Consider the following 24,965-nt stretch of genomic DNA (forward strand, 5'->3'; position numbering starts at 1 on the left):
AAAAAACGCTAATAGAAATCCCTTAGCGTTTTAAAAATATGATAAATTCTAATTATTTTAAACTGCCTACCATTTCTTCGGGTTTAACCCAAGAATCGTAATCTTCTGCCGTTACATACCCTAAATTAATGGCCTCCTCACGTAGGGTAGTACCATTTTTATGAGCAGTATTAGCAATTTCAGCGGCTTTGTAATAGCCAATTTTGGTATTAAGTGCTGTAACCAACATCAATGAATTGTTCAAAAGTGTTTTGATAACATCATGGTTAGGTTCGATTCCATTAGCACAGTGGTCATTAAAACTTACACATGCATCTCCTATCAATTGGGCAGACTGTAAAAGATTTGCAGCCATAACAGGTTTAAAAACATTCAATTCATAATGTCCTTGTGTACCTCCAACGGTAACTGCTACATCATTCCCCATAACTTGGGCGCAAACCATAGTAAGTGCTTCACACTGCGTTGGATTTACCTTACCGGGCATTATAGAACTTCCAGGTTCATTTGCTGGAATAATAATTTCTCCAATCCCTGAACGAGGACCAGAAGCCATCATTCTTATATCATTTGCTATTTTATTTAAAGAAACAGCCAATTGTTTTAGAGCACCGTGTGATTCAACCAATGCATCATGCGCAGCCAAAGCTTCAAATTTATTTTTAGCTGTGATAAACGGTAAGCCAGTGAAATCTGCAATGTATTTGGCAACCAAAACATCATAGCCTTTAGGAGTATTTAATCCAGTTCCAACTGCGGTTCCTCCTAAAGCTAATTCAGCTAAATGGTGAAGCGTGTTTTCAACGGCTTTAATACCATGATCTAATTGTGCTACATAACCAGAGAATTCTTGACCTAAGGTTAAAGGCGTTGCATCCATTAAATGCGTTCTACCAATTTTCACAACATCTTTAAACGCTTGTGATTTTTCATAAAGCGTATTTCTTAATTTGATTACTCCTGGAATAGTAGTTTCTACTATCTTTTTGTAGATAGCGATGTGCATTCCGGTAGGGAAGGTGTCGTTTGAAGACTGCGATTTATTTACATCATCATTTGGTTGAATGGTTTTTTCGCCTTCTCCTATGGTTTTACCTGCCAATTGATGTGCTCTATTGGCAACAACCTCATTGACATTCATATTACTTTGGGTTCCAGATCCTGTTTGCCAAATAACTAATGGAAATTGATCATCATGTTTTCCAGCTAAAATCTCATCACATACCTGAGCAATCAAATTTCGTTTACTTTCATCTAAAACACCCAATTCATGGTTGGCATATGCAGCTGCTTTCTTTAGGTAAGCAAAACCATAAACTATTTCTAAGGGCATGGATGCAGGTGCACCTATTTTAAAATTATTTCTAGATCTTTCAGTTTGGGCACCCCAAAGTTTATCTGCAGGGACTTTTACTTCGCCCATCGTGTCTTTTTCTATACGATAGTTCATTGTGAGATACGTTATAAATTTCCAACAAATTTAAGGTTTTTGGTTGGTCTTTTTGCCATCGATTTTTAAATAGTTGTAGACTAAATTGAATTTTTTTAAGGTCTTTGGAGGTGTTTAATTTATTCCCTTTTACATATGGAATTTTAATGAAGAATAACATGATATTTATCCTTTTAATTGGTCAATAATTATTGTCTAAATGATATAACTTTTTTTGAAGTTACTTATCATTTCGAATCGCATTTTGTTTTACATTAGCATCGTTATTTAGCGATGACATTATACCGAAAAATCCAAGCCGTGGAACGGGTGTTCAAAGGATTGGAAAAGGACGTGGCGGCCTTTAAACATGTCACAAGGCTTGAGTGCTTGGTAGGTTGTGGAAAATGTTGCAACAAACCAGATATAAGTGCTTCTCCTTTGGAATTTTTACCTTTTGCTTATCACCTTTACAAACGAGGTTTGGCTTTGGAATATTTGGATCGAATTAAGGATCATCCAAATTCCAATTGTATTGTTTTATCACCACTTTTGATTCCGGATAAACCAGGGTTTTGTACAGAATATCCTTATAGAGGATTGATTTGCAGACTATTTGGTTTCTCGGCTGCTATAAATAAATATGGGAATCCAGAATTGGTAACATGCAAATCTATTAAGGAAACTTACCCAGATGCTGTAGAAAAGGCAAAAAGCCACATAATGGAGGGAAAGGATACACCCATTATGCGTCATTATTATTTTAAATTACAAAGTATAGATGGTGATCTTTGTTCTAAATTAATGCCTATTAACAATGCGATAGAAGAAGCTCTCAAAATAGTTTTAAGTTACTATGCTTATCGCCGGCCGAGGTCGGCTTAATTGACATTCTATTTATAAGTTTGTGAAATAACCATAAAAAAAAGGGTAGCTAAAATGGCTACCCTTTTTTATAAGAAGTTAGAACTTTTAGTTTTTAATAATTCGTTTGGTGAACGACTCGCCATTAGAACCAATTACTTTTAATAAATAAGTGCCAGAGGTTAGATGGCTGATGTCTATTCCTTCCGAGGATTTAACATCATTGGTATTCATGACTTCTTGCCCCATTAAATTGTAAATAGATAAGGAGTTTAAAGAAGTTAATGATTTAACATAAATTAGATCATTTGTAGGATTTGGATAAACCGAAAATCCTGCAAGCTCATGTTCATCAGTAGTTAAAGAAGGACCATAAGTAATGGTGATTTTCCATGTGTTATTATTTACCCTATTATAATTGGTTCCGCATCCAGAACCTCCCCATGTTCTCCAAGCATGAAGTTCAAAATCAACATCACCTGATAATCCATTAGCGATATCAATACCTTCTCTATGATAAGTGAAAGTACCTCCACTGTTACTTGCTCCTGTTGCAACTGATGATTCGGTTGCTCCTGAAGTTGTACAAATTAAAAAGGATCTTTGCTCAGACATCCAGGCTCCTGCGGCCGCTGTCATTTCATAATCAAGCGTTATATTTGAAATTTCATAACCCTCAGGCACACTTATCGTCATGGCTCCAGGACAGCTACTTGTTGATGAAGTAGTAGGAGTACCATAAAGTGTTTCAATATCTCCTGAGTCATATGTAAAACTCATTTGTCCTGTGGTAAAACTTACCATATCCCAATCTGTGGCATCCTCTGCAGAGCAATTGGTTCTTATCCAGAAATAGTAGGTAGTACCAATTTCCAATTCGGTTAAATCAAGAGCATTTTCAGTTGTTGGAATAGTACCGGTTGGAGTTGTTGATACATCAGGTGTTTCTGTGCCTGTAGTTAAATAGTAATCATAAGGTAAACCAGGTGAAGAAGGTGAAGCTTCCCAAGTAATAGTGGCGTCATCTACACCTGTTGTAGCAGCCAAAGTATTGGCATTTATACAGGAAGGAGCCAATTCAGCTGTAACTCCCATAATATTTATGACACCGTTTGCACCTCCACCAGAAGCCTTGGTTATAATAATACTCTCAATCGTTTTTACTTGATTGGCAGTGGAAATTTCCAATTCTATTTGGTATAATCTCGGCTCGGAGGCGTATTCTTCAATTGCGTCAGTTGTTCTATTAACCCTTCCAAATCCTGAAAGAGCAACTGGTTGCGTTGTGCTGTAAAACCAATCTGGCAATAATTGACCGGTAAAAGATTCTGAAGTGGCATCATCAAAAGTTACTTCTACATCAAAATTAGAAGTTCCACTACCCGAAGTTCCCAAAATAAATAATTTAGAAGCCTCTAAAGTATTAGAAAAAGTTAAGGTTCCTGTTGATCCCGTTCCGGTTATTCTTAATGCATTGCTAGCTCCGTAATCAGCAAATAGAAAAGGTAATTCAGAATTTGCTTGCGAGGTGAAAGTTCCACTATTGGGTAGAGCATCTGTAAGTGAGGTTGATCCTGTTGGATCAAAATCGTTACTCATAAAGCAAAAATTAGCATCATCAGCAGCAATGGTAGATGAAGACATAGCTGTACCAGCCCCATTTGCAACAATATCTTGATTGTACCCACCAGTAATTACAAGGGGTTCATAAGTTTGTGCCATAAGGCTTTGACTAAAGGAGAATAAGCCAAAAAGGCTAAAATAGAGTAATTTTTTTTTCATAAACAGTTGAATAAATTAGTTGATAATACTTTAAAAATTTGTTTCTAAAATAAATCATTCGAATAAAATTATTATCAATTTATTTTTAAAATTTTAAGTTAAAAATTGTCAACTTTATAAATTTTTATAGGGAAATATTATTTTAGTGCAACGTTAAATTTGAGTTGTATTACTTTGTTAATTAATCTTAAAGTTTATTAACTCCTACTTATTTAGTAGGAATTATGTTTATCTTTGATTTATAAATCAAAACAAATCAAATTATGGCAACAATAAGATTAGGAGATGTTGCGCCCGATTTTAAGGCTCAAACATCAGAAGGAGAAATTCAATTTCATGACTGGTTAGGTGACAGTTGGGGAGTGTTATTTTCGCACCCTGCAGATTATACGCCTGTTTGTACTACAGAGTTAGGAACAGTAGCTAAATATAAACCTGAGTTTGACAAGCGTAACGTGAAAGTAGCTGCACTGAGGGTGGATGGGTTGGAATCTCATAAAGGTTGGATTAGTGATATAAATGAAACCCAGAACACAACGGTTAACTTTCCAATTATTGCAGATGAAGACCGAACTGTTTCAGAATTATATGATATGATTCATCCCAATGCCAGTGAGAAGGCAACAGTACGTTCAGTTTTTGTAATTGATCCTGCCAAAAAAGTCAAGTTGATAATTACTTATCCAGCTTCAACAGGGAGGAATTTTGATGAATTAATAAGGGTAATAGATTCTTTACAATTAACAGCTTACCACCAGGTAGCCACACCAGCAAACTGGCAAAATGGGGATGATTGTGTTGTCGTTCCATCCATTGCAACAGAAGATATACCCAAGCATTTCTCTAAAGGATACAAGGAGATAAAACCATATTTACGCACTACACCGCAACCGAATTTAAATTAAAGATAAGCACCATATTTTGGTGCTTTTTTATTATGAAAAAACCAATTGATAATTTTTCGGCCCAATCAGGAGCTTATAAAAAGTTTCGGCCTACCTATCCTCAGGAATTGTATGTTTTTTTATTTTCTCAATGTTCCAATTTTGAATCTGCTTGGGATTGTGCAACAGGAAATGGGCAGGTAGCTGCTGTTTTAGCCGATAAATTTAAATCTGTTTGTGCCTCAGATATCAGTCAGCAACAACTTGAATGGGCAATTTCTAAAGACAATATTCAATATAGTATTCAAAGAGCAGAGAAGACCCATTTTCCTGATGATTCTTTCGATCTTATTACTGTGGCTCAGGCTATACACTGGTTTGATTTCAATGCTTTTTCAAAAGAGGTAAATCGTGTTTTAAAACCTAACGGTTTGGTTGCGGTTTGGGGGTATGGTTTGGGAAGAATTTCAACAGAAATAGATGAAAAAGTCGATCATTTTTACCATGAAATTGTGGGTGATTATTGGAATTTTGAAAGACGGCATATCGAAGAACAATATGAAAACTTGACGTTGGGGTTGAAATACATCAAATCTAATCATGAGTTTTATATAGATACCTTATGGAATATGACACAATTTGAAGGTTTCTTTAATTCGTGGTCTGCAGTTCAAAATTATATCAAAGCAAATAAAGGAATAAATCCAGTTCCGAATTTGGTTGAAGATGTCAAAGGGTTTTGGCAAGGTGAGGAGATGAAAGTCTCATTTCCATTGTTTCTAAAATTGTATTCAAAATAACCAAATTGAATGGCTCAAAGAATTAAAAGATATTGATTAAAATTAGGTTTTCCTTGTTTGTGAAAAGTGTTTGACAGTAAAAAATAGATCATGAATTTTATTTTTTAAGAAGAAAATCATTACATCCATTTTTAAATGAGTTATTATATCTGTCTGATTTATATGTGTTTAATTTTAAATACTTAAAACTGTTTATAACCCTGTTGATAAATGTTAGTAGGGTATTGTGTAACAATTACCTTTGTTTTATCTTTGCAAAAAGAACAAAAAATAAACCAACATGTTTGAATTTGACCAATATTTAGGATTTTTAGCATTTTTAACCATTTTGACCATTGGTTTTTGGTTATTAATTTTCTTAGCAACGTTCGTAGTTCCTTATTGGATTTTTGGTTCTGCAATTGAAAGATGGAAAGAAATAAGAGCTGAGAAGAAAGCTAAAAGAGGTCAAGCCTAATTTCGTTTAAAATATACAATAATAAAAAAGGGAAGCATTTGCTTCCCTTTTTTATTAGGTTGGAATTTGAAGGCCTTAACCTTCAAATTCCATATCTCCATTGGTATCGCCGTTATTTCGGTTTCTTTGTTGTTGCCTTTTCTGTTGATTAAATCTATAGATAAAAGTAAGATTAATTGTTCGTGGTCTCCACTGCATTTCACTATATCTACTAAAAGTAGATGTTGTTGTTGTGGCCATTCTTTTTCTGGAATTAAAAACATCTCTAACATTAAGGGATAGTGTGGCATTGTCATTCATGATTTCTTTACTGAATGCTAAATCCATTGAAAACATCCCTTTGGTATCTGTTTGAGCATCTTGTTCTGGTCCTCTATAAAAAGCATTGGTTTGCCAATCAATTTTCCAAGGTAAGCTTACTTTTGAGCTAAATCTAGCAAACCAGCTGGTATTCTTTGCATCGTAGTTTACGTTATTGAAATCACCTTTCGTTTCAAATTGGAAAAAGTTAAAGCTAGAGTTCAATCGAAGCCATTTAGTTGGATTATACATAAGCCCAAGTTCACCTCCAATTCGGGTATTGCTTGATAAGTTTACGGGTATGGTTCTAATGATATCGATACCATCTGGAGTTTGATACCCTGTATTCTCCTCTACACGTTCAAAAGACCCAGTTTCATGTTGATAATATAATGAAGTGGTTAAGGTTAACTCCCCCCATCTTTTTAAATATCCTAAGTCGAAGGCGCTTGCAAACGCTGGCTCTAAATTAGGGTTTCCTTGCCAAACGTTGGTTCTTGAAGACCTGGAAGGGAATGGATTGATAAACCAGCTTCTTGGACGGTTAATTCTTCTATTGTAACCAAAGCTTAGGTTTTCTTCACTGTCATTGTCAGAACCACTTAAGTTATAGATGATATTTACCGTAGGAAATAGGCCTAAGTAGTCGTTTTCAAAATCGGTTTCAATAGGAAAATTGTAAGCATCTTGTAGCTCTTGATCACTAAGCAATGAAGTGATTTCACCTTTAATTTTTGTTTGTTCCAATCTTAATCCCAGTAAGAATGAAAACTTTCCAATTTTATTCCCGTATTGAGAGTATATGGCATTGACATTTTGTGTATAATCAAAAATATTGGTTAACTCATCATTGATTTCTAGTTCTCCTGTCTCTTCATTTTCTTGCTCTAATACATAATCCGTGTTTTGATTATCAAAATTTCCACGGTATCCCGCCTCAAAACGTCCATTTTCTCCTAATGGTTTGACATAATCTACTTGTACCAAGATTTTTTTATCATCTTGAGTGCTGTTTACCAGTTCGTTAGCGATAAAATCAGGGTCCTCTTGGGCGGTAAACACATAGTTTTCGCCGTATGTTGTATATTGGTCTTCTGATCCATTTTCGAATTGAAAATCTGCCGTCAATTCATGTCCTTTATCATCAAATTTGGTGATATAGTTTAAAGCAAACTGATAGTTGTGGTCCTCTTCAGTATTTTTTTCACGTCTGAAGGTTCTTTCCACATTATTTGCAGTAATAAATCGATCACTGAAATTTTCAGAAAGGTCAGCATCCTCTCCATACCTATAAAATATGCTCCCAGTTAAGGATGTTTTTTTAGAAAGGAAGTATTCCATTCCTATATTCCCGTTGTAGTTTCTGTTTAAGCGTTCTACTTCTTGATCTTCACGTACTCTATCAAAATCACCTTCATCCACATTAAAGTAATTAGCATCACTAAAACTAGTACGTGGCGCATTAAAATATCTCCATCCAATATTTGAAAACAGGTTGAATTTCTCAGTACGATAATTTAAGTTGAAATTTGTACTCACATTATCTGGATGACCCACTGTTAAATTAACCGATCCATTAAATCCTAAAGTTTCCTTTTGTCTTAAAATAATGTTTAAAATTCCCGCGGTACCTTCGGCATCATATCTGGCGGAAGGAGAGGTAATCACTTCAACACGTTCAATAGCCTCGGCTGGTAATTGGCTTAATAGATTGGTATCTCCAAACCCTGCCATAGCAGAGGGCTTTCCATTAATAAGGATTCTAACATTTTCATTTCCTCTTAAGCTGATAGCTCCTTCAACGTCCACAGAAACAGATGGTACATTGTTTAAGGCGTCGCTCACTGTACCACCGGCGGTAGTAAGGTCTTTTCCAATGTTGTATATTTTTTTATCCAATTGAATCTCTACAGTGGTTTTTTCTGCAATAATCTCAACTTCATCCAAGGCTTCCGTAGAGGGTTCCAAAGAAATGGTTCCAAAATCTTTACTGGAACTCAATTGTTGATTGCTCAAGGTTTTCTTCTTGAAGGTCATAAATTCAATAGTCACATTGTAAATGCCACTTTTAAGTGTCAGTTCAAAATTTCCATTTTCATCTGTGACTCCTCCCGTGACCAATTGGTTGTCGCTTGTGCTATAAAACGCAATTGTAGCGTATTCTAAGGGTTGTTTTGATGACTGATCAATTACTTTTCCCGTTACGGTAATATTCTTTTCTGGTTGGGCAGAAAGGCTAACGGTAGTAAAAATAAAAGTTAATGCTAAAAGCAGGTATTTGTTCATATTCTAGGTTGTTTTGGAAGTAAGACGGCAAAAATAACCTATGGTTTAGTGGGGATTGGTTAAATGTTTGTTAAATAAAAAACCCTGAAAAATCAGGGCTTGGTGTTAAATTATGGATTCGATTTTCTCTGGAGGTCTTCCTATGACCGCCTTATTGTTATTTACAACAATGGGTCTCTCAATGAGTTTGGGATGTTCCAACATGATTTGAATGAGTTCATCATCGGATAAATCTTTTCTTTTAAAATCGGATTTCCAAATAGCTTCATTTTTTCTAACCAATTCTATGGGGGAAATACCAAGTTTCTTAAGAACTTCTTTAAACTCTTTTTCCGAAGGAATATCCTCCAAATATTTGATGACCTCAAATTCTTTTCCACTATTTTCTAAAATGGCCAATCCTTGTCTTGATTTTGAGCATCTGGGATTGTGATAAATCTGAATCATTTTTATAATTATTAAATGTTAATTTGAAATTTTTCCAAGCTTTCTCCAAGCTGATCTGGGTCTTTAAAATGAATGCCATTGATACCTAATTTTTGAGCTGCCTCAATATTTCTTAAGTTATCATCAATGAAAAGGGAGCATTCAGGCTGCAGATCAAATCGACTTAAAGTGATTTCATAAATTTCCTTAAAAGGTTTTCTGGTTTTTTCTTCACCTGAAACAACGATTCCCTCAAACCAACTCAAAAAATCAAAGCGTTTCTGTGCAATAGGGAAAGTTTCGCTACTCCAGTTGGTAAGGGCCACCACTTTGTAATGGGGATTCTCAATCAAAGATTTTAAAATGCTAACTGTTCCAGAAATTTCACCTCCCAACATTTTCTCCCACTGACCATAATACATTCTAATTAAACGTTCATAATCTGGATATTTAACAACTAAATCTTCGGTTGCTTGTGAAATGGGATATCCTGCATCTTGATTTTCGTTCCAGTCACTTGTACAGATATTGTCAAAGAACCAGTTCATTTTCTCGTCATTTTGAAAAACCTCACGAAATACATAGGCAGGGTTCCAATCGATAAGGACACCGCCCAAATCAAAAATGATGGTATTAATGGGTTTCATCATAACTCATTTGAATCTTCCGTTTTCTGTCCCATCATCATGAGGTATGACTTCAAAAAGGGTTCAATATTACCATTCATTACATCATCTACATTCCCGGTTTCATGGCTTGTACGAACGTCTTTGACCAATTTGTAAGGATGCATAACGTAATTCCTTATTTGGCTTCCCCACTCAATTTTCATTTTTTCAGCCTCAATATCTTCCCGTTGTTCCATGCGCTTTTGAAGTTCAATCTCATATAATTGCGACTTCAACATTTGTAATGCTCTAGACCGGTTATCATGTTGCGATCTAGTTTCTGAACAAGAAATTTGAATTCCCGTAGGCTTATGGGTTAGTTGTACCTTGGTTTCTACCTTGTTTACATTTTGTCCTCCAGCACCACTGGATCTAGCCGTGGTAATTTCAATATCTGCTGGATTGATTTCAATCTCAATGGAATCATCAACCAATGGATATACATAAACGGATGCAAAACTTGTATGACGTTTGGCATTACTGTCAAAAGGTGAAATTCTAACCAATCGATGTACGCCGTTTTCACCTTTAAGCCAACCAAAAGCAAATTCCCCCTCAATTTCCAGGGTAACGGTTTTAATCCCAGCTACATCTCCTTCTTGAAGATTAAGTTCTTTTACTTTAAAGCCGCTTTTTTCAGCAAACATGAGGTACATACGCATTAACATACTAGCCCAATCACAACTCTCTGTTCCTCCAGCACCTGCGGTTATTTGTAAAACAGCACTTAGGTTGTCACCTTCATCAGAAAGCATGTTTCTGAATTCAAGATCTTCAATCTTTTCTAAAGCTTTTCCGTAGCGTTCTTCAACGTCTTCGGTAGTCGCTTCATTCTCTTTATAGAACTCATAGATGACCTCGAGGTCTTCGATAAAAGTTTTGGCAGCATCGTAGTCTTGAACCCATTTTTTCTTACTTCTAAGGGATTTCATGACTTCTTCCGCCGCTTGGGAATCGTTCCAAAAGTTGGGGTCAAAGGTTTGTTCTTCTTCGTTTTGAATTTCGATGAGTTTGGCATCTAAGTCAAAGATACCTCCTTAACGCACCAAGGCGTTCAATAAGATCTTTTACGTGATCTGATGTTATCATAAGAAGTTAAATTTTCATCAAATTTATAATTAAAGTCCATGTGAGTGAAATTTTCAAACATTAAATTTTTAGTTTTAAGGATAATTTAAGGTTATGATAGATTTAAGAAGCGATACAGTCACCAAACCAACTGAAAAAATGTTGGAAGCCATGTTTCAGGCTAAAGTAGGGGATGATGTTTATAAAGAGGATGCTACAATAAATTTACTTGAAGAGCGAATAGCCGATATGTTTGGGATGGAACAGGCTTTATTTTTCCCAACCGGAACTATGGCCAACCAAACTGCTATAAAATTGCACACACAACCAGGAGATCAAGTCATCTGTGATAAAGATGCACATATTTATCATTATGAAGGAGGCGGTGCTTCATTTAATAGTGGTGTATCTTGCAAACTGGTCCATGGAGACAAAGGAATGTTTACATCTGGGCAAGTAATCGAGGCGATTAATCCCCCAGATTTTTATCATAGTCCGCTTACAGCCTTGGTAGAAGTTGAAAACACCGCAAATAGAGGAGGAGGTTCTTGTTGGGATTTTGAGGAATTAAAAAAAATCAGAGCAATTTGTGACCAAAACCACCTTGGTTTTCATCTTGATGGTGCACGTCTTTGGAATGCCCTAATCGCCAAGAATGAGTCGCCGAAACAATATGGGCAACTGTTTGATACTATTTCTGTTTGCCTCAGTAAAGGACTGGGTTGTCCGGTAGGTTCCGTTTTGGTTGGTAAAAAGGAGTTGATGAAGAATGCCATGAGGATTAGAAAGATATTGGGAGGAGGGATGAGACAAGTTGGATATTTGGGAGCAGCAGGTTTGTATGCGCTTGATAATCATGTTGAAAGGCTTAAAGAGGATCATCAAAGAGCTAAAGAAATTGAAATGGCTTTAAATAAATTGGACATGGTGAAGCTAGTGACTCCTGTAGAGACCAATATTGTTATTTTTGAATTGAACCAAAAAGAAGATGAAAAGACATTTTTAAATCATCTTCAGGAAAATAAAATTGTGTTAAGCGGTATGGGGAATGGTAAGCTTAGAATTGTTACTCATTTAGATTATACCCAGGAGATGCATGAGAGGTTTTTGGAAGTTCTGTCGACTTTAGAATCATAAAAAAACTTCCTTTTTGGGAGTTTTTATTTATTTAAACATATCCAAACCAGGAATATTTGGCATGCCTTCCTTGGCAACGGCGCCAATTTCATTTTCGTTGATGCTTGTTGCCTTTTCTATCGCTTTATTAAGCGTTAGGATCAGATAATCTTCCAGCTCTTCTTTATCTTCTAACAGGCTTTCGTCAATTTCTATAGCTTTAATTTTTCTATTGGCATTTATGGTTACTTTTAGTTTATTGTCATTGCTTGACTCATCAATTAGTACCGTATCCAGTCTTTTTTTGGTGTCTTCAACTTTTTGTTGGGTTTCTTTCAATTTGTTCATCATACCCATCATATCTCCAAACATATCTTCTATATTTTTAGTTTATTAATGCAAAACTATTTAATTTTTATATTTTTGGTCGATTAATACCCTATAATTTTCTCTCTTTGAATAAGGACATTTTCCCCGTAAAGGCAAAAAAAATCCCCATGGAACTTGAGGCACATAATGACGTTAGAATTGACGATTATTATTGGTTGAACGAACGAGACAATCCTGAGGTCATAGATTATTTGAACGCTGAAAACAGTTACACTAAAAAGGTGATGGAGCATACAGAACCTTTTCAGGAAAAATTGTTTCAGGAAATGAAAAGTAGAATTAAGGAAGATGATGAATCGGTTCCTTATAAACTTAACGGGTATTGGTATATCACTAGATATGAAATGGGAAAGGATTATCCCATATATACTAGAAAAAAGGAAACCTTGGAAGCCGAGGAGGAGGTGTTGTTTGATTGTAATGACATGGCCAAAGGACACTCTTACTTTAAACTAGGGAGTATTTCTGTTAGCCCTGATAATAAATTGGCTGCTTTTTCAGTGGATTTAGTTAGTAGAAGGCAATATATCATTCAAGTAAAAAACTTGGAAACCCAAGAGATTTATTCGACTAAAATCTTGAATACTACTGGGAGTGTTACGTGGGCCAATGATAACAAAACCTTATTTTATGCCAGAAAAGATGAGCAGACTTTAAGATCTCATAAGATTTTTAAACATTTACTTCACTCTAAGGTTGAGAACGATAAAGAAGTATTTCATGAAAAGGATGAAACGTATAATACCTATGTATACAAAACCAAATCCAGGAAGTATATCGTCATTGGTTCTTCAAGTACCTTAACAACTGAATACCGAATTTTGGATGCAGATAATCCAGAAGGTGACTTCAAGATATTTAGCAAACGTACCAGGAAGCTGGAGTATGCCATTGCTCATTTTGAAGATTATTTTTACATTATCACAAACAAGGACAAGGCAGATAATTTTAAGGTAATGAAAACAACCACCGATAAAACTGATAAGCAGTTTTGGCAGGATGTTATTCCTCATCGCGAAGAAGTACTTATTGAAGACATCGATATTTTCAAAGATTATTTAGTGGTTAGTGAAAGGGAGCAGGGACTGAACAATTTAAGAATCATCAGTTGGAATGGAGAAGAAGATTACCATTTACCATTTTCAAGTGAAACTTATACCGCTTATGTCGGCAATAACCCAGACTTTAATAGCGATGTTTTGCGCTATTCTTATAATTCCTTAACCACTCCTAGTTCGGTCATTGACTATAATTTTAAAACCAAAACCAAGGTTGTTAAGAAAGAGCAAGCTGTTTTGGATCCCACATTTGAGAAGGCGAATTATGAGTCTCATAGAATTTGGGCAACAGCCAGAGATGGGGTTAAAATTCCTATTTCTTTGGTTTATCATAAAAAGTTTAAAAAGGCAGAAGGAAATCCCTTATTGCTATATGCATACGGTTCCTATGGATCAACTATTGACCCTTATTTTTCAAGCATCAGGTTAAGTTTATTGGACAGGGGATTTGTTTATGCGATAGCTCACGTGAGAGGTGGTGAATATTTAGGAAGGGAATGGTATGAAACAGGAAAGCTTTTAAAAAAGAAAAATACATTTTACGATTACATTGATTGCTCCAAGTTTCTTTTAGATGAAAAATTAGCGGCTAAAGGACATTTATATGCTTATGGAGGCTCTGCTGGTGGCTTATTGATGGGAGTTGTAATGAATATGAACCCAGAATTATATCAAGGAATTATTGCCGCCGTTCCATTTGTAGATGTGGTAACGACCATGTTGGATGATAGTATTCCTTTAACGACAGGGGAGTATGATGAATGGGGAAATCCTAATAAAAAGACCTATTACAGGTACATGAAATCTTATTCACCTTATGATAATGTGAAAAGCCAAGATTACCCCAATGTTTTGGTAACGACCGGACTACATGATTCCCAGGTACAATATTGGGAGCCAGCCAAATGGGTTGCTAAATTGCGAGATTTAAAAACAGATGAAAATATTCTATTGCTTTATACGGATATGGATTCGGGGCATGGTGGGGCTTCAGGGCGATTTGAAAGCTTGAAAGAAGTGGCTTTAGAGTATGCATTCTTATTAGATTTGGAAGGAATTAAGGAATAGTTAAAATTTTTTTTTACTTTTGTCAGGTTTGAGAGGCAGTTTAAGATTGCCTTATTCTAAATTTTCTCTATGGAACAAAAAAAGCAAGTATGTGAAAATGTCTTAGATTTAGTAGGTAACACACCGATCATTAAGCTAAAAAACATGACATCTTCATTCAAGGGAAACTATTATGCAAAAGTAGAAGCTTTTAATCCCGGTCACTCCTCAAAAGATAGAATAGCACTTTACATTATTGAACAAGCCGAGAAAAAGGGAATTCTTAAACCTGGCGACACCATTATTGAAACTACGTCTGGTAATACAGGATTTAGTATTGCAATGGTTAGTATCATCAAAGGTTACGAATGTATTTTGGCGGTGAGTTCAAAATCTTCGGCTGATAAGATTGATATGCTGAAAGCTATGGGAGCTAAGGTGTATGTTTGTCCGGCTCATGTAAGTGCAGATGACCCAAGATCATACTATCAGGTGGCGAAGAGATTACATGAAGAAATTAAAGGGTCTGTATATATCAATCAATATTTTAATGAATTGAATATTGATGCGCATTACCAATCGACTGGTCCAGAAATTTGGAATCAAATGAATGGTGAAATCACCCATTTGGTAGCATGCAGTGGTACCGGTGGAACTATTTCTGGTACAGCAAGATTTTTAAAGGAAATGAATCCTAATATTAAAGTCATTGGAGTTGATGCTTTTGGTTCTGTGATTAAAAAGTATCATGAAACCAAAGAATTTGATGAAAACGAAATTTATCCTTACCGCATTGAAGGTTTAGGGAAAAATTTAATTCCTTCTGCAACTGATTTTGATGCGATTGATGAATTTATCAAAGTAACCGATCAGGAAAGTGCCCATACAGCTAGAGAAATAGCCCATAAAGAAGGTTTGTTTGTAGGATATACTTCTGGAGCAGCAATGCAAGCTATCAAACAGCTTAATGAAGAAGGAGAGTTTAAGGAAGGAGATGAAGTAGTTGTTATATTCCCAGACCATGGGTCGAGATATATGAGTAAAGTTTATAGTGATCAATGGATGAGTGATCAAGGATTTTTTGATACTGAAAATGAAGAAGCTGCTCAAAGTATTCAATATGTAAAATAAATTACCTTTACTACATAAAAATAAAGCCGTTCTAAACAATGAAATTAGAGCGGCTTTGTTGTTAACAAGAGTTCATAAAAATATTATGCAAAATTCATTTAAATACATACATTTGCATGATATGCAATTTTGATTATAGCTAAACTATGAGAGATTTATTTGATAAGATTTACAGGGATAAAGGACCGTTAGGAAAATGGGCTTCTCAAGCAGAGGGATATTTCGTATTCCCAAAATTGGAGGGTCAAATTTCTAACAGAATGAAGTTTCAGGGTAAAGATGTTATCACCTGGAGTATTAATGATTATTTGGGATTAGCAAATCATCCAGAGGTAAGAAAAGTTGATGCCGAGGCAGGAATTGAATATGGTTCTGCCTACCCAATGGGAGCCAGAATGATGTCTGGACATACAGATTTACATGAAAAGCTTCAAAAAGAATTAGCAGCATTTGTAAGTAAAGAAGCGGCTTATCTTTTGAATTTTGGTTATCAAGGAATGGTTTCCACTATTGACGCTTTGGTTTCTAAAGATGATATTATTGTATATGATGTAGATGCTCATGCCTGTATTATTGATGGCGTTAGACTTCATATGGGTAAACGTTTTACTTACAAGCACAATGATGTTGAAAGTCTTGAAAAAAACCTAGAAAGAGCTACTAAAATGGCAGAACAAACAGGGGGAGGTATCCTTGTGATTTCTGAAGGTGTTTTTGGTATGCGTGGTGAACAAGGAAGATTGAAGGAGATTGTTGAGCTTAAAAAGAAATTCAAGTTTAGATTCTTGGTAGATGATGCGCACGGATTTGGTACTTTAGGTAAAACTGGTGCAGGAGCAGGTGAGGAGCAAGGTGTTCAAGATGGTATCGATGTGTATTTTGCAACCTTTGCAAAATCTTTGGCAAGTACTGGAGCTTTTATTGCTGCCGATCAAGAAATCATCGATTATTTAAAATACAATTTACGTTCTCAAATGTTTGCTAAGTCATTGCAAATGCAATTGGTTAAAGGAGCTTTAAAGCGTTTGGATATGCTTAAAACCATGCCTGAGCTTAAAAACAAGCTTTGGGAAAACGTAAATGCACTTCAAAATGGATTGAGAGATCGCGGTTTTGATTTGGGTACGACACAAAGTTGTGTGACTCCAGTTTATCTAAAAGGAAGCATTCCTGAGGCAATGGCTTTAGTAAAGGATCTTCGTGAAAACTACGGTATTTTCTGTTCTATCGTAGTGTATCCAGTGATACCAAAGGGATTAATTCTATTACGTTTGATTCCTACGGCAACACATACATTAGAAGATGTTGAGGAAACCTTAAATGCGTTTTCAGCAATTAGGGATAGACTTGAAAACGGTACATACAAAAGACTTTCAGCGGCTGTATCTGCAGCTATGGGAGAGTAAATGATATAGTGTATTTCATAAAAAAAACCAGCTTGAAAAAGCTGGTTTTTTTATTTGTAGTTTAAAGACTTTTCTTAAATGTTTTTCTACGCTTAATCACTTCACTACCTGAATCCTTCCAAATTTGTTGTTCGGCAGTGTTGTTTGCCAATTCTGGCAACCTAATACAATTTACAACTCCTTTACTCTTAAAAGTTTGATAGAATTCATGAAAGACCACAGCATGGGCAGCCTTGTTCTGATATTCTGGATCAACACCTATTAAATAAAGTAAAAGTGTTTCGGTTTCTTTTTTGGCTTTTAACAACTTAAGAAAGCCTAGAGGCCATAATTTCCCATTGATTTCTTGAAGTGCTTTCGAGAAAGATGGTAAAGCAACCCCAAAAGCTATCAAACGATCATCTTTGTCAAAAACAAATTTGATATATTCTGGATTTACAAAGTTGATAAATTTCTTCTTTAAATAGGTACGTTCTTTGGCACTGATAGGAACATAAGATGGTAAATCCCCAAAAGAGCGATCCAACAGGGCAAACATGTCATCAATATGCGGAATGATTTCTTTGGTTTTATAAAAGTTCCTTGGCTTATATTCATATCGAGTGACGATGGCATTATATGCTTTTAGGAATCTGGAATTAATTAGGGACTCCAATTTAAATTTGCTCTCTACATATTCCTTTTCCTCTAAATAACCCAATTTACCAAAATGCTCAATGTAATAAGGGTGGTTATACCATGTGGCCATAGTACCTATATGGTCATATCCAAAGGTCAAAGCTCCAGCTTTATCCAAGTTGGAAAATCCGAGCGGCCCTTCAATAAAGTCTAAGTTATTTTCTCTACCTATTTCTTCTGCTTGATCCAATAAGGCTTTTGAAACTTCGAGGTCATCAATGAAGTCCATCCAACCAAAACGCATCCGTTTAATCTGTTGTTCATTGATTTCGATCCAATTGATTAACGCTGCAATACGTCCAACCACTTCACCATTTTTATAGGCTAGAAATAATTGAGCTTCAGCATTTTCAAAAACTGGATTTTTATCCTGATTGAAGGTGGTCATTTCCTCAGCAATCAAAGGTGGTACCCAGTATTTGGATCCTTGATATATTTTGAAAGGAAAGGTTACAAATTCCTTAAGTTCCTTCTTGTTGGAAACTTTTTTTAACGTCACATTACTCATAAGGCACTTTTAGTCTAACTATCAAAATCGACGTCTTTTTGTTTTTTTCTATTCTGCTTACGTTGTCTTTTCTTTTCTTTTTTATTCTCTCCTCGAGAGTTCATTTCTCTTTCCAATTCTTCTTCAGCAGAATTAGCATTGTCTATTTTCTTGTCTACATGGAAATCCAAGCGGTATGAGGCCCCTAGAGTTGCTCCAAAAACAGAGGGCGTATCTTTTGTGTTTAAGGTAACGCCAGCATCCAATTGGAAGTTTTTACTCCAAAGATAAGCACCTCCAAAACGGAATAAGTTATCAGCATAGAAATCACTTTTGATTCCTTGTGTTTCTCCAAATGCCACCCACTGGTCTGTTATAGATTTGGTTAAGGTTAATATATAGGAAAAATCATTTTGATCGGTTCCGATGCGGTCCAAAATAAAATTGGTTACAAACACCCAGCCTCCAGCTAAGTTGTTTTGTGTCGCCAACATAACTTTGGGGCTAAATCCTTCAACGCCATAATCCGTAAATGGGTTGTCTTTGGTGTCAAAGTTAGCGCCTACATAAACAGCAACGGCAGGAATTAAATTTTTCCATTTGAAGCTATGGTTTGCTTTCCAACTATAAATATTCGGTTTTTCTTCTTCGGAATTCTTGTAGGGATCATACACCAAATATTTAGCTCCTATTGTTAAAGTTTTAAAATTTGAGAATCTGTCATCTTCTGCCAAATTATTAGAATATGTTCTCTTGGTTGATTGAAAGGTACCTTCGACATTTATTTCTAAAGGGGACCATAATAAACCATATCTAGCTGCAAAATCAAGTCCAAAACTATTGTCTTTTCTATTGGCTAAATTGTGTTTTTCAGTAAGCATGTAGGGACCAGCTTCAAATTGGAGAACATTGGTGCCAACAGCAAAGGCGCTTTTTGAAACTCCCGGTCTGTTGGAGTTTATAACCTCCGTATATTGGGAAAATCCATTCAAGCAGGCAAAAAAGGTAAGTGCAGATAATAAGGGCTTTATAGCTTTCATTAAATTTTGGTTTTGGAATTAAAATAAGAAATTCAATTGCTCTGAACTCCTTAAATCACTATGTTTTTTCACTAAAGTTAAAAATCAAATATATTGATTTTATAGATTTTTTAAGTATTTAAAACGGAATAAAAGATTTGATAATTGTATTTTTGTTGAAAACTATACGCATGTTGCAATACGCTTCATTTACTGGTTTGCTAAGGACCTTATTAATCATTCTATTGATATATTATGGATTGAAAATTCTATCAAGAATTTTTGCGCCTGTATTAGTAAAGTATGTAGCAAAAAAGGCAGAGGAGCGTTTTAATGGTGGTTTCAATAATTATCAAAACAAAACCCAACAAAATAAGGAGGGAGAAGTTACCATAGATAAGATGCCGCAATCTCGCCAATCTTCAAATAAAAAGGTGGGAGAATACGTAGATTACGAAGAAATTGATTAATTTTCCCCTTCAAGATTTAACATAATTTGATGCAGTTTACTTTTAAAAAGTTACTTCCACATTTCTTGGTATTTATAGGTTTTGTGGTAGTTTCCCTTGCTTATTTCAATCCCGTTTTAAAAGGTCAGGAAATCTATCAGAGTGACATCCTACATTACATAGGTATGTCTAAACAGCAAAACGATTTTCGTGAAGCTACCGGAGAAGAAACCTATTGGACCAATAGTGCTTTTGGTGGGATGCCTACCTATCAATTAGGAGCAAAGTATCCTCATAATTATATTAAAAAATTGGATTTGGCTATTAGATTTTTGCCAAGGCCTGCCGATTATTTGTTTTTGTATTTCATCGGTTTTTATATTCTTTTGTTATGTCTGAAAGTGGATTATAAGTTATCAGCATTGGGGGCGTTAGCTTTCGGGTTTTCAACTTATTTAATTATCATATTGGGAGTAGGCCATAATAGTAAGGCTCATGCTATAGCTTATATGCCATTGGTATTAAGCGGTATCATTTTAACCTTTAGGAAAAAATATATTATTGGCTTTTTAGTATTGACCATTGCGATGGCTTTGGAGTTGGTGGCCAACCATTTTCAAATGACTTATTATTTGCTGTTTTTGGTTGTGGTTTTGGGAATTGCCTATTTAGTAGATGCCTATAGGAAAAAAGAACTACCTCATTATTTTAAGTCGGTAGGTATTATGGTTGGAGCAGTTGTTTTAGCGATTGGATTAAATGCTACAAACATCATGGCAACTCAAGAATATGCCAAAGAAAGTACACGTGGTAAGTCAACGTTGACTATTAACCCTGATGGTTCTTCAAAAGAGATCACCAGCGGACTTGATAAGGATAAGATTACCGAATATAGCTACGGATTTTTAGAATCCTTAAACTTGTTTGTTCCAAGATTAATGGGAGGAGGAAGTTTGGAAGATGTAGGAAAGGAATCCGCTTCCTACCAGTATTTTTTAAAATTGGGAGCAACACCGGTTCAAGCCTTAGAGCAAACTAAGCGCATTCCTACTTATTGGGGAGAACAGCCTATATTAGAAGCACCTGCCTATGTTGGAGCCGTTATTATCTTTTTGTTTGTTCTGGGGTTATTTTTGGTCAAAGGCAGACTTAAATGGTGGTTAGTAGGAGGTACTCTTTTATCACTATTGCTATCTTATGGATATCATTTAGCCTTTTTGACCGATTTTTTCATCAACGTAGTTCCACTTTACGACAAGTTTAGAGCTATTACTTCAATTCAGGTAATTTTGGAATTGTGTATGCCTATTTTGGGAGTTTTTGCATTGGTTCGTTTGTTTAATGATGTTGTTAGAGAAGAGGAGAAATTAAAAGCTTTAAAATATACGGCTGCCATTACTGGTGGTTTAGCCATATTACTTTTATTGTTTAAATCGTCTTTTGATTTTGCAGGAGGAAATGATGGGTTTTATCGTCAGAATTATGGTCAGGAATTTATCAATGCCGTCAAAGAAGACCGTATGTCCTTCTTTATGAAAGACACGTTTAGAACTTTGATATTAGTGCTTATATCTGCTGGAATGATATTTTTCTTTTTGAGAAAAAAAATCTCGCAAAATGCCATTATAATAGGCTTTGCAATTATAATAGTGTTTGATTTGGTTGGGGTTGATAGAAGATATGTCAATAATGAGAATTTTACAGCTTCAATCAAGGTGAATAAACCTTACCAGGAAAATCAATTGGATCAATACATTCGTAAAGACACTACAGAATTTCGGGTGCTTGATTTATTCAATAGGGAACCTGCAAGAGCTTCTTACTTTTATAATTCATTGAGTGGGTATCACGCTGCTAAACTGAAACGTTTTGACGAATTATATGATTTCCACATTGCTAAAAATAATATGGAAGTTTTGAATATGCTGAATACCAAATATATCATTGCTGAAGATGAGAAAGGAAGTCCTTTTCCTTTTACTAATCCTGATGCCAATGGCAATGCTTGGTTTATCAATTCCTTGAAGAGTGTATCGAATAGCAATGAGGAGATTTTGGCATTGGATAGTTTAAATACAAAACATGAGGCCATTATAGATGCAAGTGTTTTTGATGACTATCTCAAGACTTTAAAATCCACTCAATTTGTTACAGATTCATTGGCTAGTATCAAGGTGCAGGACTATGAACCCAATAAAATTAAATATGTAACCAATAATGCTTCAGATGGTTTTGCAGTATTCTCTGAGATTTATTATCAGCAAGGTTGGAATGCTTATTTAGATGGAAAGAAAGTTCCTCATGTACGTGTCAATTATGTTTTGAGAGGGATGTTTATTCCTTCCGGAGCCCATGAAGTGGCGTTTAAATTTGAGCCTGAGGTTATTTCTAAAGGAAGCACAATTGCCATGGCAAGCTCCATAATCTTTGGTTTACTATTTTTAGGAGGCTTATTTTATATCTTCAAGACTAAAAAGGAGGAAAGTGCCTAAAAAAGTACTCATCATAACGTATTATTGGCCTCCTGCCGGGGGACCAGGCGTACAAAGATGGCTCAAGTTTGTAAAATACTTACCGCAGTTTGATGTAGAACCCATTGTTTTTGTTCCAGAGAATCCAACTTACCCGATAACTGATTCTTCTCTTGAAAGCGAGGTGTCAGAGCAGGTTACTGTTATTAAGACGCCTATTAAAGAACCCTATAAGTTAGCGAGTAGGTTTTCCAAAAATAAATCTAAAACCATTAGTAAAGGGATTATACCAGATAAAAGGAAGCAAGGAATTGTGGAGAAGCTCATGTTATTTATAAGGGGTAATTTTTTTATTCCTGATGCAAGGAAATCCTGGGTGAAACCTTCTGTATCGTATTTGGAGGACTATTTAAAGGTTCATAGCATTGATACGATAATTACAACGGGTCCACCTCATAGTCTCCATTTAATAGGATTAGAATTGAAGGAACAAATGGGGGTGCATTGGATTGCAGATTTCAGGGATCCATGGACGAGTATTGGGTATCATAAAGAATTAAAACTCTTGCCATTTGCCCAAAAGAAGCACAAGGCATTGGAACACTTAGTATTAAATTCTGCCGATCATATAATTGTTACAAGCCAAGTTACCAAAGATGAATTTTTGGGCCTTACGCAACAACCCATTTCTGTAATTACCAATGGATTTGATGATGAGAAAGTAAATCAACCACCTTTGGATACTAAATTTTCATTGTCTCATATTGGTTCCTTGTTGTCCAAAAGAAACCCGCAAATTTTGTGGCAAGTTTTAAATGAGCTGGTTCAAGAAGTCCCATCCTTTGCAACCGATTTAAGATTGGATTTTGTAGGATCTGTGAGTAAGGAAGTATTGGAAAGTATGAATCTTTATGGTTTAACTAAATTTGTAAATAAAGTGGGTTATGTATCACATAATGAATCTATTGTGTTTCAAAAAAAATCTCAATTATTACTTTTGATTGAGATTGATTCTGAGGAAACCAGGGCTATTATTCCAGGTAAGCTTTTTGAGTATATGGCTGCCAACAGACCTATTATAGCTTTGGGCCCTAAAGGATCTGATGTAGAGCGAATCATTACCAAAAGCAATACGGGAAGTTACTTTTATTATGATTCCAAACCTGCTTTAAAGGAAGTCATTTTAAAGTATTATCTTGAATTCCAAAGAGGTTCCTTAAAAACTAATCCTATTGGGGTTCAGAAGTACCATAGACGGGAACTGACTAAAGTTTTGTCTAATTTGATTCGATGGGAATAGTTTTAAATCAATCGGCAAAGAATACGGTATTGACCTACCTTGGATTTGGTATTGGCGCTATAAATGTCTTGTTTTTATATACCAAATTTCTTAGTCCAGAATATTTTGGATTGATTACCTACATCCTGTCTACTGCCAATATTTTAATGCCCTTAATGGCTTTTGGTGTTCATAACACGATTATCAAATTTTATTCTTCTTTCAGGAGCAAACAGTCCCAGAACAGTTTTTTAATTTTAATGTTGTTTTTGCCTTTTGCGATAATCATACCTGCAGGCATTTTGGGATGTCTATTTTTTTCTTCTATTAGTGAATGGTTGTCTGGTGATAATCCTATTGTTAAGGATTATGTTTGGCATATATACATAGCAGCGGTATCCTTTGCTTATTTTGAGGTCTTTTACGCCTGGAGTCGTGTTCAAATGCAATCAGTGTTTGGGAATTTTATGAAGGAGGTATTTCACCGTATTTTAACCACACTATTATTGGTTTTCCTCTATTTGGATTGGTTAACTGTAGACCAATTGATCTGGGGTATTGTAGGCATCTATATTTTAAGGATGATAGTTATGAAATTATATGCTTACAGCTTGCGATTTCCATCTTTTAAATTGAGTAAAATCCCGAATTTAAGTGCTATATTAAAATATTCAGCCTTGATTATTATAGCCGGTTCTGTAGCCAATGTTATTTTGGAAATTGATAAATTCATGATCAATTATTATGTACCCATTGAAAATGTTGCCTTCTACGGTGTGGCTATTTACATTGCTACGGTTATTGGGGTCCCTTCAAGATCTCTTCATCAGATTACAAGTCCTTTAACAGCTAAATTGTTAAATGAAAAGGATAAAGATGGACTAAAGTTGTTGTATCAAAAAAGTTCCATCAATTTATTTATTATAACAGGGTTTATTTTTCTGATTATCGTTCTAAATATTAATCAACTCTATATGATGCTAGAACCTGGATATGCTGATGGTTTGGTTGTGGTCTTTGTAATTGGTTTGGCGAAATTGATGGAAGGTATAATTGGTAATAATAATGCTATTTTGTTTAATAGTGATTATTATAGAATGGTGTTAATCCTTGGTGTTTTTTTGGCTGTTTTGACCGTCATCCTGAATGCTTTATTTATTCCTTTATTTGGCATTAATGGGGCTGCATTTGCCACATTATTGGCTATGTTTTTTTACAGCGCTTCAAAGGTAGGGTTTGTGTATAAAAAGTTTAGAATGTCTCCATTCACTTCCAATACGGTAAAAGTATTTATCCTTATTTTGGTTTGTATGGGAGCTTTTTATTTCTGGGACTTTTCATTTCATCCTATTGTCAATATAGGCTTGAAATCGTTATTGATTGCATTGGGATACGGCATAATTGTATATACGCTCAATCTATCTGAAGATATCAATCAAATTATTAATAAACTACTTAACAGGTAAAACG

21 protein-coding genes are annotated in these 24,965 nt (G+C 35.3%); 12 read left to right on the top strand and 9 right to left on the bottom strand.

Annotated elements, in window-relative coordinates; translation table 11 throughout:
- Positions 1 to 52: 52 nt before the first annotated feature.
- On the bottom strand, positions 53 to 1,450 hold the full coding sequence (gene fumC / locus LOK78_RS09375; protein ID WP_166958603.1) for a class II fumarate hydratase: 1,398 nt from the start codon (positions 1,448 to 1,450) through the stop codon (positions 53 to 55).
- Positions 1,451 to 1,723: 273 nt separating this feature from the next.
- Between fumC and LOK78_RS09380 the strand changes: the two genes are divergently transcribed.
- Positions 1,724 to 2,314 (top strand): YkgJ family cysteine cluster protein, encoded by a 591-nt coding sequence (locus tag LOK78_RS09380; RefSeq protein WP_232634719.1) that lies wholly within the window; start codon positions 1,724 to 1,726, stop codon positions 2,312 to 2,314.
- Positions 2,315 to 2,401: 87 nt separating this feature from the next.
- Here the strand turns inward: LOK78_RS09380 and LOK78_RS09385 are convergent, their stop codons facing one another.
- A complete protein-coding gene (locus LOK78_RS09385; protein ID WP_232634720.1) occupies positions 2,402 to 4,075 on the bottom strand; it encodes a T9SS type A sorting domain-containing protein in 1,674 nt (557 codons plus the stop codon).
- 263 nt (positions 4,076 to 4,338) lie between these two features.
- Between LOK78_RS09385 and LOK78_RS09390 the strand changes: the two genes are divergently transcribed.
- The 3 genes from LOK78_RS09390 to LOK78_RS09400 all read left to right on the top strand — a co-directional run bounded on the left by LOK78_RS09390 (position 4,339) and on the right by LOK78_RS09400 (position 6,216).
- Complete coding sequence (locus LOK78_RS09390; RefSeq protein WP_232634721.1) at positions 4,339 to 4,980, top strand: peroxiredoxin; 642 nt, start codon at positions 4,339 to 4,341, stop codon at positions 4,978 to 4,980.
- Between the two features lie 32 nt (positions 4,981 to 5,012).
- Positions 5,013 to 5,759: a class I SAM-dependent methyltransferase gene (locus tag LOK78_RS09395; RefSeq protein WP_232634722.1), complete on the top strand. Its 747-nt coding sequence runs from the start codon at positions 5,013 to 5,015 to the stop codon at positions 5,757 to 5,759.
- 280 nt (positions 5,760 to 6,039) lie between these two features.
- Positions 6,040 to 6,216, top strand: a complete 177-nt coding sequence (locus tag LOK78_RS09400) for a hypothetical protein (protein WP_166958593.1) — start codon at positions 6,040 to 6,042, stop codon at positions 6,214 to 6,216.
- A 75-nt stretch (positions 6,217 to 6,291) separates the two neighbouring features.
- Here LOK78_RS09400 and LOK78_RS09405 read toward each other — a convergent pair whose 3' ends face one another.
- The 4 genes from LOK78_RS09405 to prfB form a co-directional block, all read right to left on the bottom strand.
- A complete protein-coding gene (locus LOK78_RS09405; RefSeq protein WP_232634723.1) occupies positions 6,292 to 8,802 on the bottom strand; it encodes a TonB-dependent receptor in 2,511 nt (836 codons plus the stop codon).
- A gap of 105 nt (positions 8,803 to 8,907) precedes the next feature.
- Positions 8,908 to 9,249 (bottom strand): arsenate reductase (glutaredoxin), encoded by a 342-nt coding sequence (gene arsC, locus LOK78_RS09410; protein WP_232634724.1) that lies wholly within the window; start codon positions 9,247 to 9,249, stop codon positions 8,908 to 8,910.
- An 11-nt stretch (positions 9,250 to 9,260) separates the two neighbouring features.
- On the bottom strand, positions 9,261 to 9,878 hold the full coding sequence (locus tag LOK78_RS09415) for an HAD family hydrolase (protein WP_232634725.1): 618 nt from the start codon (positions 9,876 to 9,878) through the stop codon (positions 9,261 to 9,263).
- Positions 9,875 to 10,985 (bottom strand): peptide chain release factor 2 gene (gene prfB / locus LOK78_RS09420; protein WP_232634726.1). Its coding sequence is split into 2 segments (ribosomal slippage): positions 9,875 to 10,921 and positions 10,923 to 10,985, totalling 1,110 coding nucleotides; the frame shifts between segments, so codons are not numbered across the junction. Before prfB ends, LOK78_RS09415 begins: the two co-directional genes overlap by 4 nt.
- A gap of 93 nt (positions 10,986 to 11,078) precedes the next feature.
- Here prfB and LOK78_RS09425 point away from each other — a divergent pair.
- The gene (locus LOK78_RS09425; protein ID WP_232634727.1) at positions 11,079 to 12,101 is read left to right on the top strand and encodes a threonine aldolase family protein; all 1,023 of its coding nucleotides are present in this window, start codon (positions 11,079 to 11,081) and stop codon (positions 12,099 to 12,101) included.
- A 27-nt stretch (positions 12,102 to 12,128) separates the two neighbouring features.
- Here the strand turns inward: LOK78_RS09425 and LOK78_RS09430 are convergent, their stop codons facing one another.
- A complete protein-coding gene (locus LOK78_RS09430) occupies positions 12,129 to 12,452 on the bottom strand; it encodes a YbaB/EbfC family nucleoid-associated protein (RefSeq protein ID WP_232634728.1) in 324 nt (107 codons plus the stop codon).
- Between the two features lie 125 nt (positions 12,453 to 12,577).
- On the opposite strand from LOK78_RS09430, the gene LOK78_RS09435 reads away from it, so the two are divergent.
- From LOK78_RS09435 to capB, 3 genes are all read left to right on the top strand, one after another.
- On the top strand, positions 12,578 to 14,596 hold the full coding sequence (locus tag LOK78_RS09435; protein WP_232634729.1) for a S9 family peptidase: 2,019 nt from the start codon (positions 12,578 to 12,580) through the stop codon (positions 14,594 to 14,596).
- 69 nt (positions 14,597 to 14,665) lie between these two features.
- Positions 14,666 to 15,706, top strand: a complete 1,041-nt coding sequence (gene capA, locus LOK78_RS09440; protein ID WP_053972676.1) for a cysteate synthase — start codon at positions 14,666 to 14,668, stop codon at positions 15,704 to 15,706.
- Positions 15,707 to 15,852: 146 nt separating this feature from the next.
- Positions 15,853 to 17,112, top strand: coding sequence for a cysteate-C-fatty acyltransferase (gene capB / locus LOK78_RS09445; protein WP_053972677.1), 1,260 nt, complete (start codon positions 15,853 to 15,855; stop codon positions 17,110 to 17,112).
- Positions 17,113 to 17,173: 61 nt separating this feature from the next.
- Here capB and LOK78_RS09450 read toward each other — a convergent pair whose 3' ends face one another.
- Together LOK78_RS09450 and LOK78_RS09455 are read right to left on the bottom strand one after the other, a co-directional pair.
- Positions 17,174 to 18,298 (bottom strand): GTP cyclohydrolase, encoded by a 1,125-nt coding sequence (locus LOK78_RS09450; protein ID WP_232634730.1) that lies wholly within the window; start codon positions 18,296 to 18,298, stop codon positions 17,174 to 17,176.
- 14 nt (positions 18,299 to 18,312) lie between these two features.
- The gene (locus LOK78_RS09455) at positions 18,313 to 19,317 is read right to left on the bottom strand and encodes a transporter (protein WP_053972679.1); all 1,005 of its coding nucleotides are present in this window, start codon (positions 19,315 to 19,317) and stop codon (positions 18,313 to 18,315) included.
- A 170-nt stretch (positions 19,318 to 19,487) separates the two neighbouring features.
- Between LOK78_RS09455 and LOK78_RS09460 the strand changes: the two genes are divergently transcribed.
- The 4 genes from LOK78_RS09460 to LOK78_RS09475 are packed head-to-tail and all read left to right on the top strand — an operon-like array spanning position 19,488 to position 24,961.
- Positions 19,488 to 19,766: a DUF4834 family protein gene (locus LOK78_RS09460; protein ID WP_166958573.1), complete on the top strand. Its 279-nt coding sequence runs from the start codon at positions 19,488 to 19,490 to the stop codon at positions 19,764 to 19,766.
- 29 nt (positions 19,767 to 19,795) lie between these two features.
- Positions 19,796 to 22,237: a YfhO family protein gene (locus LOK78_RS09465; protein ID WP_232634731.1), complete on the top strand. Its 2,442-nt coding sequence runs from the start codon at positions 19,796 to 19,798 to the stop codon at positions 22,235 to 22,237.
- Positions 22,230 to 23,516 carry a glycosyltransferase family 4 protein gene (locus LOK78_RS09470; RefSeq protein WP_232634732.1) on the top strand — a complete coding sequence of 429 codons (1,287 nt, stop codon included), beginning with the start codon at positions 22,230 to 22,232 and terminating at the stop codon, positions 23,514 to 23,516. Before LOK78_RS09465 ends, LOK78_RS09470 begins: the two co-directional genes overlap by 8 nt.
- Entirely contained in the window at positions 23,507 to 24,961 is a 1,455-nt protein-coding gene (locus LOK78_RS09475; protein ID WP_232634733.1) for a lipopolysaccharide biosynthesis protein, read from the top strand. Before LOK78_RS09470 ends, LOK78_RS09475 begins: the two co-directional genes overlap by 10 nt.
- The last annotated feature ends 4 nt before the right edge of the window (positions 24,962 to 24,965 follow it).

Origin of the sequence: Mangrovimonas futianensis (genome assembly GCF_021245805.1) — a bacterium.
Lineage (GTDB): Bacteria > Bacteroidota > Bacteroidia > Flavobacteriales > Flavobacteriaceae > Mangrovimonas > Mangrovimonas futianensis.

Coding starts and splice junctions, on each gene's coding strand:
- fumC (WP_166958603.1), bottom strand. CDS start 1,450: ATGAACTATCGTATAGAAAAAGACACGATGGGCGAAGTAAAAGTCCCT.
- LOK78_RS09380 (WP_232634719.1), top strand. CDS start 1,724: ATGACATTATACCGAAAAATCCAAGCCGTGGAACGGGTGTTCAAAGGA.
- LOK78_RS09385 (WP_232634720.1), bottom strand. CDS start 4,075: ATGAAAAAAAAATTACTCTATTTTAGCCTTTTTGGCTTATTCTCCTTT.
- LOK78_RS09390 (WP_232634721.1), top strand. CDS start 4,339: ATGGCAACAATAAGATTAGGAGATGTTGCGCCCGATTTTAAGGCTCAA.
- LOK78_RS09395 (WP_232634722.1), top strand. CDS start 5,013: ATGAAAAAACCAATTGATAATTTTTCGGCCCAATCAGGAGCTTATAAA.
- LOK78_RS09400 (WP_166958593.1), top strand. CDS start 6,040: ATGTTTGAATTTGACCAATATTTAGGATTTTTAGCATTTTTAACCATT.
- LOK78_RS09405 (WP_232634723.1), bottom strand. CDS start 8,802: ATGAACAAATACCTGCTTTTAGCATTAACTTTTATTTTTACTACCGTT.
- arsC (WP_232634724.1), bottom strand. CDS start 9,249: ATGATTCAGATTTATCACAATCCCAGATGCTCAAAATCAAGACAAGGA.
- LOK78_RS09415 (WP_232634725.1), bottom strand. CDS start 9,878: ATGATGAAACCCATTAATACCATCATTTTTGATTTGGGCGGTGTCCTT.
- LOK78_RS09425 (WP_232634727.1), top strand. CDS start 11,079: ATGATAGATTTAAGAAGCGATACAGTCACCAAACCAACTGAAAAAATG.
- LOK78_RS09430 (WP_232634728.1), bottom strand. CDS start 12,452: ATGTTTGGAGATATGATGGGTATGATGAACAAATTGAAAGAAACCCAA.
- LOK78_RS09435 (WP_232634729.1), top strand. CDS start 12,578: ATGGAACTTGAGGCACATAATGACGTTAGAATTGACGATTATTATTGG.
- capA (WP_053972676.1), top strand. CDS start 14,666: ATGGAACAAAAAAAGCAAGTATGTGAAAATGTCTTAGATTTAGTAGGT.
- capB (WP_053972677.1), top strand. CDS start 15,853: ATGAGAGATTTATTTGATAAGATTTACAGGGATAAAGGACCGTTAGGA.
- LOK78_RS09450 (WP_232634730.1), bottom strand. CDS start 18,298: ATGAGTAATGTGACGTTAAAAAAAGTTTCCAACAAGAAGGAACTTAAG.
- LOK78_RS09455 (WP_053972679.1), bottom strand. CDS start 19,317: ATGAAAGCTATAAAGCCCTTATTATCTGCACTTACCTTTTTTGCCTGC.
- LOK78_RS09460 (WP_166958573.1), top strand. CDS start 19,488: ATGTTGCAATACGCTTCATTTACTGGTTTGCTAAGGACCTTATTAATC.
- LOK78_RS09465 (WP_232634731.1), top strand. CDS start 19,796: ATGCAGTTTACTTTTAAAAAGTTACTTCCACATTTCTTGGTATTTATA.
- LOK78_RS09475 (WP_232634733.1), top strand. CDS start 23,507: ATGGGAATAGTTTTAAATCAATCGGCAAAGAATACGGTATTGACCTAC.